This is a genomic window from Micromonospora marina (assembly GCF_900091565.1).
Classification (GTDB): domain Bacteria; phylum Actinomycetota; class Actinomycetes; order Mycobacteriales; family Micromonosporaceae; genus Micromonospora; species Micromonospora marina.
Genome location: NZ_FMCV01000006.1, coordinates 162483 through 181983 on the forward strand (window position 1 = coordinate 162483; position 19501 = coordinate 181983).

Below are 19501 nucleotides of genomic sequence, written 5' to 3' on the forward strand. Positions count from 1 at the left end.
GGACTTCCCCTCGCGAACCTGCCGGGATGTTCGATACGATCGAACATCCCGGCGGACGTCCCGCCACCTCGACAGGAGGTCCTCGTGCGGCCCATGAACAGTCAGCCGCCGTCGGAGCAGGCCGGCTCCGGTGGCGCCGCGGACGAGCACACGCCCGCGGGCGTCGTCGGCGGGCGGATCCGGCGCTTCCGCAAGGAGCGCGGGCTGACGCTGCGCGGCCTCGCCTCCCGCTCCGGGCTGTCCATCGGCTTCCTGTCCCAGGTCGAGCGGGGCATCTCCTCCATCGGGCTGACCGCGCTCGGCAGCGTCGCCAAGGCGCTCGACCGGTCGGTGGCCGACTTCTTCGACGCCGGCACCGCCGCGTCGGACAGCACTGTCTCCTCGCTCCCCCATCACTTCACGCTGACCAGGGCGGAGACGGCGGCCACGCAGTACGTGTCCGGGCAGCAGACCTACTGCATGCTCTCCGACCGCGGGCCGGACCTGGTGCTCGAACCGATGCTCGTGCACATCGCGCCGGGCGGGCGCCGGGAGAACGCGTACGGCCACCGGGGCGAGGAGTTCGCCTACGTGATCTCCGGCGAGCTGCTCTACGAGGTCGAGGGCGTCGAGCACCGGCTGTTCCCGGGCGACAGCGTGCACCTGCGATCGTCGGTGCCGCACCGGCTCTACAACGACACCGACGCGGTGACGACTGTCGTCTCGGTGGTCACGCCCCGCCTGTTCTGACCCGCGCGCCGGGCACCACGAATAGCCCTCCGTGTTCACACAGGTGAACCCGGAGGGCGATTCCGCACCCGGCGTCAGCGACCGAGGCGGTCGTCCACGGCGGCCATCGTGTCCTGCCAGATGGTCGAGGCCGGGTCGATGACGGCGAAGTGGTCCCCGGGCTGTTCGAGATGGCGGACCTCGTCGCCCGCGTCGGCCGCCGCCACCGCGTAGCGCCGGTTGGCATCGACGAGGTCGAGGCTGTCCTCCGTCCCCTGCACCAGCAGTGTGGGCACCCCGGCCGGCAGGCGGCGCATCGGGTCGCTTTCGGCGTACCGGCGCGGAGCCGTCGCCGGTGAGCCGCCCAGCGCCGCGGCGACCGCGCCGTCGCCGAGGTAGCGCCGCTCGCCCTCGGTGAGGTCGAGCACCCCGGCCAGCGACACCGCGAGCGCCACTCGCGGCCCGCTCGCGCGGCGGGCCAGGTCCGCCGCGGCGCGCAGCGCGAGCTGCCCGCCGGCCGAGTGGCCGAAGACGACGATCCGGTCCAGGTCCAGCGACCAATCGGCGGCGAGGTCCCGCAGCGCGTTGATGCCCGCCTCGACGTCCTGTGTGGTCGCGTCCCAGCCGTGCCGGTCCGGGCGCCGGTACTCCAGGTTCCAGGACGCGTACCCGCGCCGGGCCAGGTCGGCGGCGAGCGCGTCCATCAGGTCGGCGCCCCAGACGGACCGCCAGAACCCGCCGTGCAGCAGCACCGCGACCGGCGCGGGCCCGGTGGGCGAGGCGGACGGCAGCCGCAGGTCGCCCCACTGGTCCGGGTCCGGGCCGTAGGCGATCCGGGTGGCGGGTGCCCGGCGGCGGTGCACGGCGTGCCGGATCGCCCAGGCCAGGCCCGAGAGTCCCCGCCCGGCCAGGTGGACCGCGCCGGGCACCGGCGACTCGACGGTGAGGTCGTACCAGACCACGCCGGACGGCCGCGCGCCGATGAGGGCACGGGCCGGGGCGGTGGGTCCGGGCAGCACCACCACCGGTTGGTCCGTCGTGGCGAGCAACGAGCGGATCTCGTCGGCGGAGGCGGCGGCGACCGCCTCGCCGGTGACGTCCAGTTCGGCGCAGGTGGTGGCGACGAGGGACGACAGCAGCCCGGCGTCGGCCACCAGTCCGGGGCCGGTCACGACGGTGAGCCGCACCGCACTCACCTGCGCAGCAGCGGTAGGACGGCCGAGCCGAGCAGGTCCACGCCGCGCTCGTCGGTGAGGCCGTGCGGCGTGCCGAACTCGACCCGGCGGACGCCCACGTCGATGAGCGCCTGGGCCTGCGCGGCGACCTGCTCCGGGGTGCCGGAGAAGGCGAACCGGTCCAGCACGTCGTCCGGGATCAGCCGGCCCGCCGCCTCGTCCTCGCCCGCGTCGACCAGCTCGCCGACACGCTTGACCAGGTCGTCGGGCATCTCGACGGTCGGGTCCAGCTCGGCCACGACGGCCAGGTACATGGCGACCTCGGTGCGGGCCTTGGCGCGGGCCGCCTCGCCGTCGGTGTCGACCACTGTGACCGCGCCGAGCACGATGCCGACGTCCGCGACGTCGCGCCCGGCCTTCTCCGCGCCGGCCCGCAGCCGCTCGCGGATCACCGGGACCATGTCCGGGTTGGCGCTGCCGCCCACCTTGATCTCGTCGGCGATCCGCCCGGCCAGCGCCGCGCCCTGCGGGCCCCACGCGCCGAGCAGCAGCGGCGGGTCGGGGCGCTGCACGTCGTAGCGCAGGGCGGTGCCGGGAGCAAGCGAGAAGACCTTCCCGGTGAAGCCGCCGCGGTCGCCGCGCAAGAGGCGGTAGACGACCTGCACCGCCTCCTCGATCGTGGTCAGCGGGCGCGGCTGCGGCAGGCCGACAGCGCCCAGCCAGGTCCCGCGGGCCAGTCCCAGGTAGGCCCGCCCGTGTGAGGCCAGGTCCAGGGCGGCGAGCTGACCGGCGATCTCGTACGGCGCCATCGAGTAGGGGTTCAGGCAGGCCGCGCCGAGGCGTACCCGTCCGGTCGCCTGTGCCATCTCCAGCAGCGGGAAGATCGGCGGCTGGTACATCAGGTCGCCGAAGACGGTGAGCACGTCGAAGCCGTGCTCCTCGGCGGCGCGGGCCAGCCGGGCGTACGTGCCGGCCGGCTTGTCGCTCTGCAGGCCGAGTCCGATCTCGACGGTCACGTCAGGTCCGCCGAGTTCATCGTGCGGCGGCAGGTCCGTTCCACCCTCATGACGAGCCGCTCCTCCGGGTCGGGGCAGATGAAGTGGGAGTCCTGGGCCAGCCAGTCCCCCGGCGCCAGATCGCGCTGCTTGGCGGCGAGGAAGGGCAGCACCGAGGCGAGCGCGTACACGCAGAAGTGCTGTCCCTCGGGCAGCCGCAGGTGCGCGCTGTCGGTGAGTTCGAAGTGGTCGCCCACTGCCATGCCGCACACCGACCGGCCCTCGATCCGGTCGACTGTCACCTTGAGGTCGTAGATCTCCATGTCGCCGTCGGCGCTGTCGCTCACGGTCCCTCCCCCTCGTCGATCCGCACGATGATCTTGCCGGTGGTCCGGCGTTCGGCCAGTTCGGTGAGCGCCGCGGGCGCCTCGTCCAGCGACACGACGCGGCTGATCGGCGGCCGGACCGCGCCCGAGGCGCACATGTCGAACAACTCCCGGTACGCGGCCCCGACGGCGCTCGCCCGGCGCCACGGGTACTGCGAGCCCCAGGACAGCCCGACGAGCGTCGCGTTCGCCGCCATCAGCCGCAGCGGGTCGACAGGCGGCGGCGCGCCACCCGCGGCTCCCACCGCCACCAGGCGGCCCTCGAACGCCAGGCACTCCCAGGTGCGGGCGAACACGTCGCCGCCGACCGGGTCCACGACGGCGTCCACGCCCCGCCCGCCGGTGGCAGCCAGCACGGCGGGGACGAAGTCGTCCGTCGTGTAGTCGATCGCCACCTCGGCGCCCTGGTCGCGGCAGATCGCGGTCTTGGCCGGGCCACCGGCGGTGGCGAGAACCCGCACGCCGCGGGCCACCGCGAGCTGGATCGCGGCGATGCCGACCCCGCCGGCGCCCGCGTGCACCAGCACCGTCTGCCCGGCCGTGAGACCGGCTCGTTCCAACGCGAACCAGGCGGTCTGGTAGGTGACCGGCAGCGCCGCCACGATCACCGGGTCCATTGCGGACGGTAGCGGCACGACAACTGCGGCGTCCACCGTCACGGTGCTGCCGAGCGCGCCGCGCGGCAGCACCGGGCAGGCGAGCACCTCCTGATCCAGCAGGTGCCCGGCTCCGGCACCGGCGGCGACGACCCGGCCGGCCGCCTCCACGCCCGGCGTCATCGGCGGATCCGGCTGCACCGGGTACTCGCCCCGGCAGAGCATGACGTCCAGGAAGTTCAGCCCCACCGTACGGACGGCGAGCCGCACCTCACCGGGGCCGGGCGGCGGGTCGTCGGGCAACTCGGCGACCGACAGCACGTCCGCCGGTTCACCGGTCCGCCCGGCGGTCAACCGCCGGATCACGCCGCACCCACCGGTTGCCGGACCAACTCGGCGTGGTGGTGCACGATCACCCAGCGGCCGTCGATCCGGCGCACCACGTCGGTGACCCGGGTGATCTCCGGCTCGTCGTCCGGGCCGAGCCGCGCCACCAGCTCGTACCGGGCGACGCCGAAGTCGTCCCAGACGTCGATGCGCTTGTCCCGCGCGGCGAGCACCGCCAGCCGGGGCCGCTGCCCCGCGGCGTCGCGCCGGGCGCGGTACTCGTCCAGCTCGGCGCGTGTCCGCAGCGGCCCGGGCAGGTGCGTCTCCCAGGTGGTCACGTCGGGGTCCAGATGCGTGTCGAACCGCTGCCGGTCCCCGGCGAGGAACGCGGCGTACATGTCGTCGATGCCGGCGGCTATCTCCGCCGCGCCCGCCTGCGCGAACGTCATCGCGTCGCCTCCTGGTTCCGGTCGTCGCGGGCGACCCGCCCGCCCTTCATGACCCACCGCACGGCCCGGAAGGCCGAGGTGTCGGCGAGCGGGTCGGCGTCGGTAGCGATCAGGTCGGCCAGCTTGCCGGCCTCGACGGTGCCGAGGTCGGACTCCGCGCCGAGCCACCGGATCGGCCCGAGAGTGCCGGCGTGGATGGCCCGCGCGGTGCCGATCCGCTCGGACATGTACTCCAGCTCCCGGACCGAGGCGCTGGTGCCCTCGAACCGCCAGAACGGGGGCATGTCGCTGCCGAGCAGCACCTCCACCCCGGCGGCGATCGCCATGTCGAAGCTCTCCAGGTGCCGGGGGCCGGCGCCGAGCGACCGGCACTGCATCCACTCCGGCACGCCGAGCTCGTCGAAGAACTCCTTGCAGCGGGTCACCAGCAGCGTCGGCACGAGCGCGGTGCCGCGCTCGGCCATCCGCACCGCGACCTGCGGGGTGAGCTGGTAGCCGTGCTCCACGCAGTCCAGTCCCAGCTCCACCGCCGCGCCGATCACCTCGGCCGGTCCGGCGTGCGCGGTCACCTTGCGGCCCCACGCGTGCGCGGTCTCGATCACCGCGCTCATCTCGTCGGCGAACAACTGGGGGGTGTGGATGCTCTCGTGCTCACCGGCGATGCCGCCCGAGATCATCACCTTGATCAGGTCCGCGCCGGCCTTGATCTGGCTGCGCACGCCCTGGCGGAAGCCCACCGGGCCGTCGCACTCCAGCGTGTCGTTGCTCTCGTGGCCGTGCCCGCCGGTGCAGACCAGCGCCCGACCGGCGGTGTAGATGCGCGGACCCGGCACCCGCCCGGCGTTGATCGCCCGCCGCAACGCGAAGTCGGCGTGGTCCTTCTCCGCCACGCAGCGCACGGTGGTCACCCCGGAGTGCAGCGTGCGCCGCGCCCCGTCGGCCATGTAGTGGGCCAGGTCGTACGAGCCCATCCCCTTGACGCCGTCGCCCCCGGAACCGGGCAGCGACAGGGAGAAATGGGTGTGCATGTTGACCAGCCCGGGCGTCAGGTACGCGCCGTCGAGGTCCAGCTCGGTCAGCGGGCCGGCGTCGCGTGCCTGCGCGGCCACCTCGGCGTACAGCCCGACGGCGGCGATCCGGTCACCCCGGATCCACACCCCGGCGCCGGTCACGGGCGCCATGCCGTCCACCACTCGGGCATCGAGCACTGTGCAGTTGCCGAGCAGCAGGCTCGGCTGCTCGGGCGAATAGGCGGCACTCACGCGATCACTCCATAAATGTCTCGGGCGGCCCGGGCGGAGACGTAGCCCTCGGCCACGTCCCGTCGTACCGCCTCCGGATCCCGACTCCCCGGGTCGCCGTGCCCGCCGCCGCCGGCGGTCAGCAAGGTCACCCGATCCCCCACCACCACCGCGGTCCGCCGTGTGCTCACCCGGTGCTCCCGGTCCGTACCCGGGAACACCACCACCTGGTTCGGCTCGGGCTGCTCGCCGCCGGCCAGCGCCCACGGCGCGCTCCTGGTCTTCTTGATCACCGTCAGGAACTCGCCCGGCGTCACGAACCGGATGTCCCGCCGCAGGCCGCAGCCGCCCCGGAACCGGCCGGCACCACCGGAGTCGGTACGGATCTCCAGGCGCTCGAAGAACATCCCGGTCCTCGACTCCAGCACCTCGACCGGCGTGTTGCGCGCCTGGGTCTGGCACAGGTGGTTCGCCGGTCCGATGCCGTCGTGCCGGGGCGTGCCACCCCACCCGACCGGGTCGTTGTTGCTGACCGCGAACAGGTCGCCGGTGTCCGGGTGCCGGCCCACCATCATGAACCCGGGCACGTCGCCCCCGGAGGAGGCGGCCAGCCGGTCCGGCATGCCCTGCGCCAGCGCCTTGAGGATCAGCTCCAGCGCGACGGTGCCGGTCCACTGGGTGAACGTGGCAGCCGGGTACCGGGCATGGAACAGCGTGCCGGGCTCGGCGCGTACCCGCAGGGGCGCGAAGTGCCCGGCGTTCGTCTGCTCGCCGGGCGTGGTGACGCCCTTGAACGCGACCCGGCAGGTGGCGATGGTGGCGCCCAACGGCAGGTTCACCGGCCCGGGCACCGCCGCTGACGAGCCAGCGAAGTCCACGGTGAACTCGCCGTCGGCGACGGTGACGGTGACCCGCATCCGGATCGGGTCGTCGCTGACGCCGTCGTCGTCGAGCCAGTCCTCCGCGGTCCAGCTGCCCTGCGGCAGCGCGGCCACCGCATCCCGGGCGCGTTGCGCGGCGACGTCGATCACCCGGTCGACGACCGCGTCGACCACCGCCGGGCCGTAGTCGCGGTACAGCTCGGTCACCCGCCGCTCGCCGGTACGCAGCGCGGCGATCTGCGCGTTGAGGTCGCCGAGGACGAGTTCCGGCATCCGGGAGTTGAAGCGGATCAACTCGTGGATCTCGGGCACCGGCTCGCCGCGGGAGTACACCTTCGTGCCGGGGAAGATGATTCCCTCCTGGTGCATGTCCGTGGAGTCGAGCACGTAACCGGGATCCTTGGCGCCCAGGTCCATCCAGTGCGCCCGGATGCACAGGAACCCGATCAGCTCCTCGCTGTCGGGCAGCACGACCGGCGCGAACATCGTCGCGTCGTACGTGTGCGCGGCGTTCCAGTACGGGTAGTTGAGCAGCACCACGTCGCCGCGGTGCAGGTTCTCCCGGCCGACGTACTCCACGCCCTTGCGCAGCGAGTAGTCGTTGGCACCGAGGAAGCGGGACAACCCCGTGGACTCGGCGACCAGCCGCAACCGCCGGTCGTAGACGGAGATGCCGAAGTCGTACACCTCGTAGATCACCGGGTTGAACGCGGTGCGCACCAACGCGGCCCGCATCTCCTCGGCGGCCGAGACGAGGTGGCTGCGGACGACCTCGACCGTCGCCCCGTCGACCGCCGGCTCACCCATCGACGTCCACTCCGTAGACGTCCCGGGCGGCCTCCCGGGAGACGTAGCCCTCGGCCACGTCCCGCCGGACCGCCTCCGGATCGCGGCGGCGCGGGTCGCCGTGCCCGCCGCCACCGGCGGTGAGCAGCGTGACCCGGTCGCCCGTCGCCACGACAGTACGCTTGGTGCTCACCCGGTGCTCGCGGTCGGTGCCCGGGAACACCACCACCTGGTTCGGCTCCGGCTGCTCGCCGCCGTCGAGCGCCCACGGCGCGCTCTTCGTCTTCTTGATGACGGTCAGGAACTCCCCCGGGGTCCGGAACCGGATGTCCCGTCGCAGGCCGCAGCCACCGCGGAAGCGGCCCGCGCCGCCGGAGTCGGCGCGGATCTCCCAGCGCTCGAAGAACATCCCGGTCTTGGCCTCCATGACCTCGATCGGGGTGCCCCGGCCGGTGCTGCCGGAGACGTGGGTGGCGGCGTCCATCCCGTCGTGCCGTGCGGTGCCGCCCCAGCCCACCAGGTCGTTGTTGCTGACCGCGAACATCTTCCCGGTGTCCGGGTGCAGGCCGACCATCATGAAGCCGGGCACGTCGCCGCCGGAGGACGCGGGCAGCCGGTCCGGCATGCCCTGGGCCAGCGCCTTGAGGATCAGCTCCACCGCGACGATGCCGGTCCAGAGCGTGAAGGTGGGCTGCGGGTAGACGGCGTGGAACAGCGTACCCGGCTCGGCCCACACCTCCAGCGGCGCCACGGTGCCTGCGTTTGACGGCTCGTCGCGGGAGGTGAGCGCCTTCAGCACGACCTTGCAGATCGCCTCGGTCGCGCCGAACGGCATGTTGATCGGGCCGCGGGTGGCCGGGGCCGAACCGGCGAAGTCGACGACGAAGCGCCCGTCGGCGATGGTCACCGTGACACGCATCTTCACCGGGTCGTCGGTGATGCCGTCGTCGTCCACCCAGTCCTCGGCGGTCCAGCTGCCCTGCGGCAGCGTCGCCAGCGCCGCGCGGGCGCGGGCCTCGCCGTCGGCGATGATGTGGTCGACCGCCTCGTCCACGATGTCCCGGCCGAACTTCTCGATGATCTCCAGCATCCGGCGCTCGCCGGTGCGCAGCGCGGCGATCTGCGCGTGCAGATCACCCAGCACCGCGTCCGGCATCCGCGAGTTGAAGCGGATCAGCTCGTGGATCTCGCGTACCGGCTCGCCCCGGGAGACGACCTTGGTGCCCGGGAAGATCAGTCCCTCCTGGTGCATGTCGGTCGAGTCCAGCACGTAGCCGGGGTCCTTGGCGCCCAGGTCCATCCAGTGCGCGCGGACGCAGAGGAACCCGACCAGGTCTCCGTCCGCGTCGGGGTCGGCCTCGTCCGGCCGGAACACCGGCGCGAACAGCGTCGCGTCGTACGCGTGCGCGGCGTTCCAGTACGGGTAGTTGAGCAGCACCACGTCGCCGCGGTGCAGGTTCTCCCGGCCCACGTACTCCACGCCCTTGCGCAGCGAGAAGTCGTTCGCGCCGAGGAAGAACGTCAGGCCGGTGGCCTCGGCGACCAGCCGCAGGTCGGCGTCGTACATCGACAGGCCGAAGTCGTGCACCTCGTAGATGACCGGGTTGAAGGAGGTACGGATGAGGGTGGCCCGCATCTCCTCCGCGGCGGACAACAGATAGCTGCGGACGACCTCGACCTGGGCTCCGTCCAGCGTGCTCATGCGGCTTCCTCCAGGGTGACGAGCAGGTACCCGTGGTCGTCGACGGTGACCCGCTGACCGCTGGGCACCACTGTGGTGGAGGTACCCTCGTCGATCAGTGCCGGTCCGTCGAATGTGTCGCCCGGCTCCAGGCGGGCCCGGTCGTAGACCGCGAACGGCACCACCGCGTGCCGCCCGAAGTCGTAGGCGTCACGGTGGGTCAGCAACGCCTGCGACGGGTCGCCGTCCCCGCGCGGCCGGGTCTCCAGGTCGGGCCGGTCGGTGCGGCCGATGCCGCGCACCCGCAGGTTGAGGATCTGCAGCGGGTTGCCCATGGTGTGGCCGTACCGGGTGCGGTGCGTCTCGTCGAACGCGGCGCGGACGGCGTCGCGGTCCAGCTCACGCCCGACGGTGACCATCAGGCTGTGCTCTTGGCCGAGGTAGCGCAGCTCGAACTGCCGCTCCAGCACCGCCTCGCCGGCCGGCACACCCTGCGCCACCAGCGACGCGACCGCCTCGGCCTCGACCGTCTCGAACAGCTGCTCCAGCTCCGCCAGGTCGGCGTCGTCGAGGGTGGCCATCACGGTACGGCTGAGATCGTTCACGATGTCGGCCGAGAGCATGCCCCAGGCGGAGAAGCCGGACGGCGCGAACGGCACGATCACCTCGCCGATGCCCATCTCCCGGGCCAGCAGCGGCGCCAGCAGCGGGCCGGCCCCGCCGAACGCGAGCAGCGCGAACTGCCGTGGGTCGTGCCCCCGCTCGACGGTGATCTGCCGGACCGCGCCGACGGTGCGGGCCAGCAGCACGTCGAACACGCCCGCCGCCGCGTTCTCCACGGTCAGGCCCAGCGGCTCGGCGAGCTGCTCCTGGACGGCCGCGCGCGCCTCGGCGTCGCGCAGCCCCATGGTGCCGGCGAGGAACCGGTCCGGGTCCATGTAGCCGAGCACCACCGCCGCGTCGGTGACCGTGGGCTTCGTGCCGCCCCGGCCGTAGCAGACCGGGCCGGGGTCGGCGCCGGCGCTCTGCGGGCCGACCTTGAGCAGGCCGTGGTCCAGCCAGGCGATCGAGCCGCCACCGGCGCCGATGGTACGGATGTCGTATGTCGGGATGAGCAGCGGGAAGTGCTCCAGCTGGGCCTCGTACGCGGCGACCGGGTTGCCGCGCTCGATCACGCAGGCGTCCAGCGAGGTGCCGCCGATGTCGAACGTGAGCACGTTGTCCCGGCCCAGCTCGGAGGCGACGTAGGCGGCGCCGACGATGCCGCCGGCCGGGCCGGACAGCACTGTGTGCGTGGGCGCGGTCTTGGCGACCGCGCTTGTCATCGAGCCGCCACCGGACCGCATGATCAGGAAGCGCCCGTCGAAGCCGCGCTCGGCGAGGCCCGCCTCCAGCTCGTCCACGTACCGCTCGAAGATCGGCCGGATGTACGCCTCCAGCACCGTGGTGCTGGTCCGCTCGTACTCCCGGTACTCGCGCACGATGTCGGTCGACAGCGACAGGCTGACCTCGGGGAACTCCTCGTGGATCAGGCGCGCGGCCGCTCGCTCGTGGCTCGGGTCGAGGAACGAGTGCAGGAAGCAGATGGCGATGGAGGTGACCTGCTGGTCCACCACGAGCGCGCGGGCGGCCGCCCGTACGCTGTCCGGGTCCAGCGGCTCCACCACGCGGCCCCGGTAGTCGAGCCGGCCCCGCACGCCGGCGGTGAAGCGTCGCTGCACCAGGCTCTCCGGCCGCTGGTACTGGAAGTCGTACATGTGGTCGGACGGCACGTTGCCGCGACCGATCAGGAAGATGTCCCGGAAGCCCTCGTTGGTGATGATGCCGGTACGGCCGCCCCGGCGTTCCAGCACCGCGTTGAGGCCGAGGGTGGTGCCGTGGATGAACAGCTCCACCTCGGACAGGTCGGTGCCGAGCGCGGTGATCGCGGCGAGGACACCGTCCGCGGGCCGGGCCGGGGTCGTCGCCGCCTTGCGGAAACGGACCCGGTTGGTGCGCGTGTCCAGCTCCATGGCGTCCACGAAGGTCCCGCCGATGTCGACGGCGAGCCGGATGGGGCGACGGGTCATGGCGTGACAGCCTGCCTTCCGATGAGGGCGGGAAGCTCGGGAACGCGCCAGCAGGCGGCCCGGCTCTCGCCGTACGACTGAAGCTCCTGCTGTTCCGTGCGGCACCGGCCGGTGGCGAACGGGCACCGGGCGGCCAGCGGGCACCCGGTCGCGGCGTCGGCTTCCTCCAGGTCCTTGACCAGCTCGACGGCCTCGCCGTCGGACCCGGTCGTCGGGCCGAGGCGGGGGGCGCTGCCCAGCAACGCCCGGGTGTACGGGTGCCGGGGCGTGTCGAAGACGACGTCCACCGGCCCCTCCTCGACGACCCGGCCGAGGTAGAGCACCACGACCCGGTCGGCGAACCCGCGCACCGTAGCCAGGTCGTGGGAGATGAACACCGAGGCGCGGTCGGCGTCGGCCGCCACGTCGGCGATCACGTCGAGGATCTGTGCCTGGACGGTGACGTCCAGCGCAGAGGTCGGCTCGTCGAAGACGATCAGGTCCGGCTCGCCCACCAGCGCGCGGGCGATGCCGACGCGTTGCGCCTGCCCGCCGGACAGCTCGTGCGGGTAGCGCTTGAGGATCGACCGGTCCAGCTCCATCCGGTCGAGCACGGCGGTGACGCGCTCCTCCCGTTGCGCCGGGGACAGGCCCGCGGCGCGCAGCGGCTCGGCGATGGAGTCACCGACGGTGCGGCGTGGGCTCAGCGAGCCGATCGGGTCCTGGAACACGAGCTGGGCGCGGGTCCGGGCCCGGCGCAGCGCCCGGCCCCGCGGGCGGGGGCGGCCCGGCTGCCCGACCAGCGCCCGCCCGGCGACGGTTACCGTCCCGGACGTGGGCGCGACCAGGCCCATCACGAGTTTCGCGAGCGTGCTCTTGCCGCAGCCGCTCTCCCCCACCACACCCAGCGTCTCACCCGGGGCGAGCCGCAGCGTGACGCCGCGCAGCGCGTGGTGCCCGCCGGATCCGAACCGGCTCCGGTAGACGACGTGCGCGTCCTCGACCTCCAGCACGGCCGGCTTCGGGTTCGCACCGGTTTCCGCGCCCTTCTCCTCGGCGGCCGGTGGCGGCGGCGTACCGGCGTCCAGCGGCCGGGTCTGCGGGTGGAAGCAGGCGAGCGACCATTCGCCGCCACCGGGCACCGGCGCGGTGGGCGGGCGCCGGGTCGAGCAGGTGCGGTCGGCGTGCGCGCACCGGGCGACGAACGGGCAGTTGTCCGGCTCCTGCGTCAGCAGCGGCATGGCGCCGGGGGTGGCCACGACCGGCCGGCCGCCGACGTCCGGCACCGAGCGCAGCAGCGCCCGGGTGTACGGGTGCGCAGGCTCCCGCAGCACCTGCGCGGCCGGTCCGCTCTCCACCACGGTGCCGGCGTAGAGCACGACGACCCGGTCGCAGACCTCCGCGATGGACGCCAGGTCGTGCGAGATCAGCAGGACGCCCCGGCCGTCGGTGTCGGCGGCGTGCCGGAACTGGCGCAGGATCTCCCGGGTCAGCGTCACGTCCAGGCCGGTGGTCGGCTCGTCGGCGATCAGCAGTTCCGGGGCGCAGCCGGTGGCCAGCGAGATCATCACGCGCTGGGCCATGCCGCCGGACAGCTCGTGGGCGTACGCGTCGAGCCGCCGCTGCGCGCTGCGGATGCCGACCGTCTCGAACAGCTCGCGCGCCGCCTCCCGGGCCCGGTCGCCGGACATGTCCTGGTGGGTGGCGAGCCGGTCGACGAGCTGCTTGCCGATGGTGCGGGTGGGGCTGAGCGCGCCGCGCGGGTTCTGGAAGCAGATCGCCACCCCCCGCCCGCGGTGGGCGGCGAGCGCGGCGTCGTCCATACGCAGCACGTCCGAGTCGCCGAGGCGCACCCGGCCGGTGGCGTGCGAGCCGCCGGGCAGCAGCCCGACGACGGCGCGGGCCACCATGCTCTTGCCGCCGCCGCTCTCACCGACCAGGCCGACGACCTCGCCGGGTCGTACGGCGAAGCTGACGCCGCTGAGCGCTGCCACCTGCCGGCCGGGCCGGCGGATCGTCACGGAGAGGTTCTCGATCGACAGCACGGTCACCGCCGCTTCGCGTTGGCGCGGTCCTGCAGGCCTTCGCCGAGCAGGCTGAAACCCAGGACGCAGACGAACAGGGCCAGGCCGGGCGGGACCGAGGTCCACCACCGGCCGCCGACCACGTCCGCGGCGCCCAGGCTGATCATGGCGCCCCACTCCGCCTCGGGGATGCTCACGCCCAGGCCGAGGAAGGAGAGCCCGGCCAGGGTGAGCATGGCCCAGCCGCAGTTCAGCGGCGCGATCACCCGGACCGGGGTGAGGCTGTTGGGCAGCAGGTGCCGCCAGAGCACGCCGGCCGGCGACGCCCCGGAGGTGATCGCGGCGTCCACGAACGGCAGTTCCCGCAGCGACCGCACCTCGGCGCGGACCAGCCGGGCGTACGCCGGCGCGTTCACCGCCGCGATGGTGACGATCAGGTTGATCGTGCCGTTGCCGAGCAGCGCGGCCACGGCCAGCGCCAGGATGAAGGTGGGGAACGACTGGAAGATGTCGACCACCCGCATCAGCACGTCGTCCAGCCAGCCGCCGAAGTAGCCGGCGACCAGACCGAGCAGCGTGCCGACGACCACCGCGAGCGCGACCGCGGCCAGGGCGATGCCCAGGTCGAGCCGGGCGGCGTAGAGCACCCGGCTCCAGATGTCCATGCCGTTGCCGTCCGTGCCGAGCAGGTGGCTGCCGCCCGGCGCGACGAGTGTGTTGGCCGCGTCGATCTCGGTCTCACCCCACTGGCTCAGCAGCGGCGCGAACACCGCCGCCAGCGCGACCACCGACAGGATGCTCGCCCCGGCGATGATCATGCGGCTGGCGAACCGGCCGTCCCGGTCACCGCCGGGCACGACCACCGGCGCGGCGGCGGGACCGCCGGGGACGGTGCGCAGCTCGGCCATCAGAGCCTCACTCTCGGGTCGAGGATCGCGTGGACCACGTCGGCGATGAGGAACACCAGCACGTAGCACAGCGCGATGACCAGCACCGACGCCTGAACCACCGGGTAGTCCCGGTAGAGCAGGCCGCGCAGGGCCCACTGGCCGAAGCCCTGCCACGAGAACACGTACTCGACGAGCACGGTGGAGCCGATCGCCGTACCGAAGACCAGCGCGGCCAGCGACGGCAGCCGGACCAGCGTCGCCCGCAGCAGGTAGCCGTGGTGCAGCGTCCGGTCCCGCAGCCCGTGTGCCTTCGCCGCGGCGTACGACTCCGAGTGCAGCACCTCCAGTGCGGAGGCCCGGACGCTGCGCAGCAGCGGGGCGACCACGCCGACCACGAGGGTCAGCACCGGCAGCACCAGGTAGGCAGCGGCCGAGGCGGTCGCCGGCCCGTTTGCGGTGAGGACGGCATCGACGAGGTCGGCACCGGTGAGCGGGGTCAGGCCGGTGTCCGGGTCGACGCGGCCGTTCGGCGCCGGGAACCAGCCGAGGATGCTGTAGCCGACGAGCACCAGCACCAGGCCGAGCCAGAACTCCGGTACGGAGTTGCCGACCAGCGCGAAGATCCGGATGCTGTGGTCACCGGCCCGGTTGGCCCGCTTGGCCGACCAGATGCCCAGCACCGTCGCCACCACCAGCGCGAAGGTCACCGAGATGACCACGAGTTCCAGGGTCGGCCCCACCCGCAGCGCCATCTCCGAGCCCACGGAGCCGCCGCTCTGGATCGACGTCCCGAAGTCACCGGTCAGCAGCCCGCCGAGGTAGTCGAGGAACTGGTGCCACAGGGACTGGTCCAGCCCGAAGCGGGCCCGGGCCGCGGCGGCGTCCTCCTCGGTGGCGTTCTGCCCGAGGATGCTGCGGACCGGGTCGCCCGGCAGCACCCGGACCAGGAGGAAGGCCAGGACGACCACTCCGAGCAGGACGGGGACCAGCTGGAGTAGTCGCCTGACGACGAACCGGAGGATACGCATGGGTGGGTTGATCCCTAGGCCGAAGCGCTCAGGTAGCGCAGGCGGGCGAGACCGTCCATCGGCTGCACCCAGCCGGCGACAGATTCCCGGACGGGCAGGTTGAAGTTGGGCTGGCAGATGACCACCCACGGCACGTCGGCGGCGAGGATCTCCTGGACCCGCTTCCACAGCGCGTTGCGGGCGCCGGCCTCGACGGTGGTGTGCGACTTCTCGTAGATCTGCTCGATCTCCGGGTTGCTGTAGTTCGAGTAGTTGAGATTGGCGCCCTTGACGAAGCTGGTCGCCAGCATGTATTCGACGTCGTCCACCCAGAGCTGCCCGGAGGTGATCTGGAGCGGGATGTTCTTCTTGGTCCGCCGCTCGCCGAGGGTCGCCGGGTCCAGCGGGGTCAGCTTGAGCCGGATGCCGGCCTTTGCCGCCTCGCCCTGCACCTGGACGGCGATCTTCTGCTGCTCCTCGTTGTCGGCCTCGAAGACCAGCTCGGAGTCGAGCGACGCCCGGCCGGCGGCGGCCATGGCGGCCTTCGCCTTGTCCAGGTCGTGGGTGAACGGGTAGCCGCTTTCGTCGTACCCGGGCATGTCCAGCGGGACCGGGCTCTTGGCCGCGCGGGCGTCACCGCCGTACACGTTGGTGATGATCTGCTCGTAGGGCACCGCGTAGGCGAGCGCCCTGCGCACGTTCACGTCGTTGAACGGCGCTGCCGTCACCGACATCTGGATGGCGACCTGGCGGTTGCTGGCCGCCGAGATGACCTTGATGCCCGGCGCCTTCTTCAGGTCCTGGATGTCACGCTGGCTGATGCCCAGGGCGATGTCGATGTCACCGGCCTGGAGCTGGAGCCGCTGGTTGGAGGCGGCCGGCACCACGGAGATCCGGATGGTCGGCGTCCTGGCCGGGTCCGGGCCCGGGTAACCGGTGTTCGCGCTCAGCTCGATCTCCTGGCCCTGGGTGGCCTTGGCGACGTTGAAGTAGCCGCCGGTCGGCGGGTTCTTCGCGAACCACTCCTTGGCCCAGGGGTCGCTGCCGCTGGCGTGCTTCTTGGCCTCGACGGAGTCGAAGACGTAGAGCGAGATCGCCTGGATCTGCCGGGTCAGCGCGCTCGGGAACGCCTGGTGGAACTCCACCGTGTAGTCGTCGACGACCTTGACCTGGTCGGCGCTGGTCAGGCCGATGGTGCGGTAGATCCCGGCCACGTTGGCCTGGGCGGCGAACGCGCGGTCCTTCGACCACTTCACGTCGGCGGCCTTCATCTCGTTGCCGCTGGCGAACTTCACGCCGCGACGCAGCTTGAGCGTCCACACCTTCTGCTCGGCGTCCGGCTCGAACGACTCGGCGAACGTCGGGGTGATGTTCCCGGTGTCGAGGATCTGGCTGCCGTCGGCGTTGGTGACCCCGTAGTCGATCAGGTACGGGAAGACGTTCTTGTAGAGCATCAACGCGGTCAGGTCGAAGCCGACGAAGTCCTGGTCCCAGCTCGACAGGTAGCTGGAGACGGCGATGCGCAGCGTCTTGGCGGAGGCGCCACCCGACTTTCCGTCGGTGGACTTGCTGCCGCTGTCCGCGGCGCAGGCTCCGGTCGCGAACAGGAGCGCGACGCTACCGCCCAACTGCAGGACGCCGCGGCGGGAGAGCGCGGGCGAGGAGGCGCCCGGACGGGGTGAACGAGCCATGAGAAGTCCTCCTAGAAGCACGAGGCAGATGGCCCTAGCTGCGGACCTACCTGGTGTTCTACCGGATTAGGCACAGGTGAACAAGGGGGTGAACGCCGTTCACCGAACACGAACGCATCACGAAACTGCAGCCTCCCGAAGTGCGGGATGTCCCGGGAGCATGCGTTCACGAAAGTTCACTGGAATGGCCTGAGACGACCTCGGCCGGGTCCGGAAACGCCGAGAACCCCGGGAGGTACACCCGGGGTCGTCGTTGGCGCGGTCAGGGGCGGCCGGTCTCCTCGGACCCGCCGTGCGGGCCGGAGCCGGCCTCGTCGGTCAGAACGGCCCGCGGTAGCCGATGTCGCGGGACACGGCGCGGGCCGCCTCGACCACCGCCGCGCCGTGCCGCAGTGTCTGTTCGGCGAGCCGCTCCCGCGGACCGCACAGCGACACCGCGCCCACCACGTCTCCGGAGGCACTGCGGATGGCCGCCGCGACGCTGGCCGAGCCGGCCTGCCGCTCGCCGAAGCTCACCGCGTATCCCCGCTCCCGGACACCGGTGATGTCGTCCCGCAGCGCGTCGGCCGAGGTGAGCGTCCGCGGGGTGAGGCTGGCGTGCCGGTGCTGGGTGAGGAACTCCTCGATCATCTCGTCCGGCAGCGCGGCGAGGATCGCCTTGGAGGACGACCCGGCGTGCAGCGGGTACATCCGGCCCAGGGCCACCGACATCCGCACCTCGTGCGGGGAGAGCACCTGGTCGACGTACACCCGCTGCCAGCCCTGCCGGATGGACAGCGTGGCGGTCTCCCCGCTGAGCTCCACGAGCCGCTCGAGATAGGGACGGGCGGTCTTCGGCACGTCCAGGGTCCGCAGCGCGGCCAGCCCGACAGTCAGCGCGCCCGGACCGAGCTGGTACTGCTTGGTCCCCTCGTCGAACGCGAGGAACGCGTCGGTCACCAGTTCCTTGAGGATCCGGTGCGCGACCGCCTTGGGAATGCGGAGGTCGCGTGCGATCGCCGACACGCCCAGCGCCTCGGGCGCCCGGGATGCCAGCAGATTGATGATCGCGAAGGTCCGGGCCAGTCCGGAGCGGGCCCGGCCGTCGTCCCCGTCCGGCTGCTCCGTGCCGCCCGGCTCCGGTCGCCGAACGGGCCGGGACTGAACGATGATCTCCGCGCCGGCCGGACCGGTATCCACTGGGGCCATGCCGAAGGCTCCTTAAAGAACAGTTGGCGTCTATGGTGCCGGAGAATGCCGCGGACTCATTATCCGCCGAGCCGGACCACCCGCATCAAAGCCTCGACGTCTGTCGCGGGCAGCGCGGCCGCGCCGTCGACCAGCCGTTCCACGGAGGCCTCCGGCCACCTGCCGGCCAGCAGCCGCCGCACCTTGCCCGCGACCCGGTCGAATTCGAGGGGGTTGCCCGCGTGCCCGCTCGCGGCGAGCACCTCGGCGGTCGCCTGCCGGCCGTCCCGGGCCACCAACTGGATCCGGGCGCCGAGGTGCCGGGGCGGCATCCGGTCGAGCCGGTCGTCGACGGCCAGCCGGGTCACCGACTGGAGGCGCGCGAGTTCCGGGTCCGCGATCCGGCCCGGATCCAGATGGGACAGCTCGAACCCGCCGTCGCGGACTCCGCAGGCGACCACGTACGGGGTGCTCATGCTCGCGGCCAGCGCCGTCGACGGATGGGCCCGGCCGAGCACGTCGACCATCTCGCGGAAGCCCCAGCCGTTGATCTCCACGATCTCGGCGGCATCGCGACCCAGTTCGGCACGGGCGGTCATCGCCGCCTCCAACGCGGCATGCGTCGCGCCCGAGGAGGGGTACAGCTTCTGGCCCGCCAGCATCAGCATCGGTTCGCCGCCCAGCCCTTCGGTGAGGCTGTCGAGGTCGACCTCATCGGAGGCGGCGGCCAGGTAGCCCCGGTCGGCCGCCAGCGGCTCGTCGGTGGCGCGCAGGCCGGCGTGCGCGGCGAGACCGGCGAGCAGTCCCTCCCGGGACGCCTGCCCGGACAGGGCGTACCAGGCGTCGGAGAAGTACGCCGCGCCGACCACGCCCGCCGCCGCGTTGACGGCCAGGCCGATCGCCGCCTGGTAGACCTCGGCCCGCTGCTCGCCGCCCACCTTCAGGCTCGCCACAGCGGCAGCCGCCGCGTTGCACCCGCCCCGCGGGTGCCAGCCCCGGTCGAACGCCGACCGGCCGAGAGCGGTGCCGATCCGCATGGTGACCTCGTATCCGACCACCGCTGCCTCGACGAGTGCCCGGCCGGAGGCACGTACCTCCTCGCCGCGCGCCAGCAGCGCCGGGAACGTGCCGACACCCGGATGCCCGAGCGAGCCGTGCCAGACGTCGTCGAGGTTGGGGCCGGACGAGCCCGCGACGCCGTTGAGGAACGCCGCCCGGTCGGGTGCCACGCGCAGGGCGGTCCCGACGACGGTGCTCAGGCCGGGCTCACCGCCGCCCATGCGCAGTTCGGTGGAGACCCAGCGCCGGTGGTGGTCGCGGGTGCTGCCGAGCACCGCCACCCCGAGGTGGTCGAGCAGCAGTCCGCGTACCCGCCCGACCAAGTCGGCGGAGAGGTCGTCGTACCGCAGGTCGGCGGCCCAGCGCGCCAGCGCGGCGGTCGGATTCATC

16 protein-coding genes are annotated in these 19501 nt (G+C 72.7%); 1 reads left to right on the forward strand and 15 read right to left on the reverse strand.

From position 1 onward, the window contains the following. The first annotated feature begins 93 nt into the window (after positions 1 to 93). On the forward strand, positions 94 to 729 hold the full coding sequence (locus GA0070215_RS10625) for a helix-turn-helix domain-containing protein (RefSeq protein ID WP_244166947.1): 636 nt from the start codon (positions 94 to 96) through the stop codon (positions 727 to 729). A gap of 74 nt (positions 730 to 803) precedes the next feature. On the opposite strand, the gene GA0070215_RS10630 is transcribed toward GA0070215_RS10625, so the two are convergent. The 15 genes from GA0070215_RS10630 to GA0070215_RS10700 all read right to left on the reverse strand — a co-directional run bounded on the left by GA0070215_RS10630 (position 804) and on the right by GA0070215_RS10700 (position 19500). Further along, positions 804 to 1895 carry an alpha/beta hydrolase gene (locus tag GA0070215_RS10630; protein WP_244166948.1) on the reverse strand — a complete coding sequence of 364 codons (1092 nt, stop codon included), beginning with the start codon at positions 1893 to 1895 and terminating at the stop codon, positions 804 to 806. 5 nt (positions 1896 to 1900) lie between these two features. Then, positions 1901 to 2899 carry an LLM class flavin-dependent oxidoreductase gene (locus tag GA0070215_RS10635; RefSeq protein WP_018786425.1) on the reverse strand — a complete coding sequence of 333 codons (999 nt, stop codon included), beginning with the start codon at positions 2897 to 2899 and terminating at the stop codon, positions 1901 to 1903. After that, positions 2896 to 3225, reverse strand: a complete 330-nt coding sequence (locus GA0070215_RS10640; RefSeq protein WP_018786424.1) for a TIGR04076 family protein — start codon at positions 3223 to 3225, stop codon at positions 2896 to 2898. Before GA0070215_RS10640 ends, GA0070215_RS10635 begins: the two co-directional genes overlap by 4 nt. Then, positions 3222 to 4226: a zinc-binding dehydrogenase gene (locus tag GA0070215_RS10645; RefSeq protein ID WP_091044667.1), complete on the reverse strand. Its 1005-nt coding sequence runs from the start codon at positions 4224 to 4226 to the stop codon at positions 3222 to 3224. Before GA0070215_RS10645 ends, GA0070215_RS10640 begins: the two co-directional genes overlap by 4 nt. Continuing rightward, positions 4223 to 4636, reverse strand: coding sequence for a nuclear transport factor 2 family protein (locus GA0070215_RS10650; RefSeq protein ID WP_018786422.1), 414 nt, complete (start codon positions 4634 to 4636; stop codon positions 4223 to 4225). Before GA0070215_RS10650 ends, GA0070215_RS10645 begins: the two co-directional genes overlap by 4 nt. Beyond that, the gene (locus GA0070215_RS10655; RefSeq protein WP_091044670.1) at positions 4633 to 5898 is read right to left on the reverse strand and encodes an amidohydrolase family protein; all 1266 of its coding nucleotides are present in this window, start codon (positions 5896 to 5898) and stop codon (positions 4633 to 4635) included. Before GA0070215_RS10655 ends, GA0070215_RS10650 begins: the two co-directional genes overlap by 4 nt. Continuing rightward, entirely contained in the window at positions 5895 to 7565 is a 1671-nt protein-coding gene (locus tag GA0070215_RS10660; RefSeq protein WP_091044674.1) for a hydantoinase B/oxoprolinase family protein, read from the reverse strand. The genes GA0070215_RS10655 and GA0070215_RS10660 overlap by 4 nt, the downstream gene beginning before the upstream one ends. Continuing rightward, positions 7558 to 9246 carry a hydantoinase B/oxoprolinase family protein gene (locus tag GA0070215_RS10665; protein ID WP_091044677.1) on the reverse strand — a complete coding sequence of 563 codons (1689 nt, stop codon included), beginning with the start codon at positions 9244 to 9246 and terminating at the stop codon, positions 7558 to 7560. Before GA0070215_RS10665 ends, GA0070215_RS10660 begins: the two co-directional genes overlap by 8 nt. Next, the gene (locus tag GA0070215_RS10670; protein ID WP_091044681.1) at positions 9243 to 11294 is read right to left on the reverse strand and encodes a hydantoinase/oxoprolinase family protein; all 2052 of its coding nucleotides are present in this window, start codon (positions 11292 to 11294) and stop codon (positions 9243 to 9245) included. The genes GA0070215_RS10665 and GA0070215_RS10670 overlap by 4 nt, the downstream gene beginning before the upstream one ends. Then, complete coding sequence (locus GA0070215_RS10675) at positions 11291 to 13324, reverse strand: dipeptide ABC transporter ATP-binding protein (protein ID WP_244166949.1); 2034 nt, start codon at positions 13322 to 13324, stop codon at positions 11291 to 11293. Before GA0070215_RS10675 ends, GA0070215_RS10670 begins: the two co-directional genes overlap by 4 nt. Further along, positions 13321 to 14205, reverse strand: a complete 885-nt coding sequence (locus tag GA0070215_RS10680; protein WP_018786416.1) for an ABC transporter permease — start codon at positions 14203 to 14205, stop codon at positions 13321 to 13323. Before GA0070215_RS10680 ends, GA0070215_RS10675 begins: the two co-directional genes overlap by 4 nt. Beyond that, a complete protein-coding gene (locus GA0070215_RS10685) occupies positions 14205 to 15215 on the reverse strand; it encodes an ABC transporter permease (protein ID WP_091044684.1) in 1011 nt (336 codons plus the stop codon). Before GA0070215_RS10685 ends, GA0070215_RS10680 begins: the two co-directional genes overlap by 1 nt. 14 nt (positions 15216 to 15229) lie before the next feature. Next, positions 15230 to 16885, reverse strand: a complete 1656-nt coding sequence (locus GA0070215_RS10690; RefSeq protein ID WP_091044688.1) for an ABC transporter substrate-binding protein — start codon at positions 16883 to 16885, stop codon at positions 15230 to 15232. Positions 16886 to 17203: 318 nt separating this feature from the next. Further along, the gene (locus tag GA0070215_RS10695; protein WP_081635954.1) at positions 17204 to 18073 is read right to left on the reverse strand and encodes an IclR family transcriptional regulator; all 870 of its coding nucleotides are present in this window, start codon (positions 18071 to 18073) and stop codon (positions 17204 to 17206) included. Between the two features lie 59 nt (positions 18074 to 18132). Beyond that, complete coding sequence (locus GA0070215_RS10700) at positions 18133 to 19500, reverse strand: MmgE/PrpD family protein (protein ID WP_091044691.1); 1368 nt, start codon at positions 19498 to 19500, stop codon at positions 18133 to 18135. Position 19501 lies beyond the last annotated feature (1 nt).

Bases quoted from the DNA above. Each gene is read 5' to 3' on its own strand.
- GA0070215_RS10625 (WP_244166947.1), top strand. From the start codon at position 94: ATGAACAGTCAGCCGCCGTCGGAGCAGGCCGGCTCCGGTGGCGCCGCG.
- GA0070215_RS10665 (WP_091044677.1), bottom strand. From the start codon at position 9,246: ATGAGCACGCTGGACGGAGCCCAGGTCGAGGTCGTCCGCAGCTATCTG.
- GA0070215_RS10650 (WP_018786422.1), bottom strand. From the start codon at position 4,636: ATGACGTTCGCGCAGGCGGGCGCGGCGGAGATAGCCGCCGGCATCGAC.
- GA0070215_RS10690 (WP_091044688.1), bottom strand. From the start codon at position 16,885: ATGGCTCGTTCACCCCGTCCGGGCGCCTCCTCGCCCGCGCTCTCCCGC.
- GA0070215_RS10680 (WP_018786416.1), bottom strand. From the start codon at position 14,205: ATGGCCGAGCTGCGCACCGTCCCCGGCGGTCCCGCCGCCGCGCCGGTG.
- GA0070215_RS10660 (WP_091044674.1), bottom strand. From the start codon at position 7,565: ATGGGTGAGCCGGCGGTCGACGGGGCGACGGTCGAGGTCGTCCGCAGC.
- GA0070215_RS10700 (WP_091044691.1), bottom strand. From the start codon at position 19,500: ATGAATCCGACCGCCGCGCTGGCGCGCTGGGCCGCCGACCTGCGGTAC.
- GA0070215_RS10695 (WP_081635954.1), bottom strand. From the start codon at position 18,073: ATGGCCCCAGTGGATACCGGTCCGGCCGGCGCGGAGATCATCGTTCAG.
- GA0070215_RS10670 (WP_091044681.1), bottom strand. From the start codon at position 11,294: ATGACCCGTCGCCCCATCCGGCTCGCCGTCGACATCGGCGGGACCTTC.
- GA0070215_RS10685 (WP_091044684.1), bottom strand. From the start codon at position 15,215: ATGCGTATCCTCCGGTTCGTCGTCAGGCGACTACTCCAGCTGGTCCCC.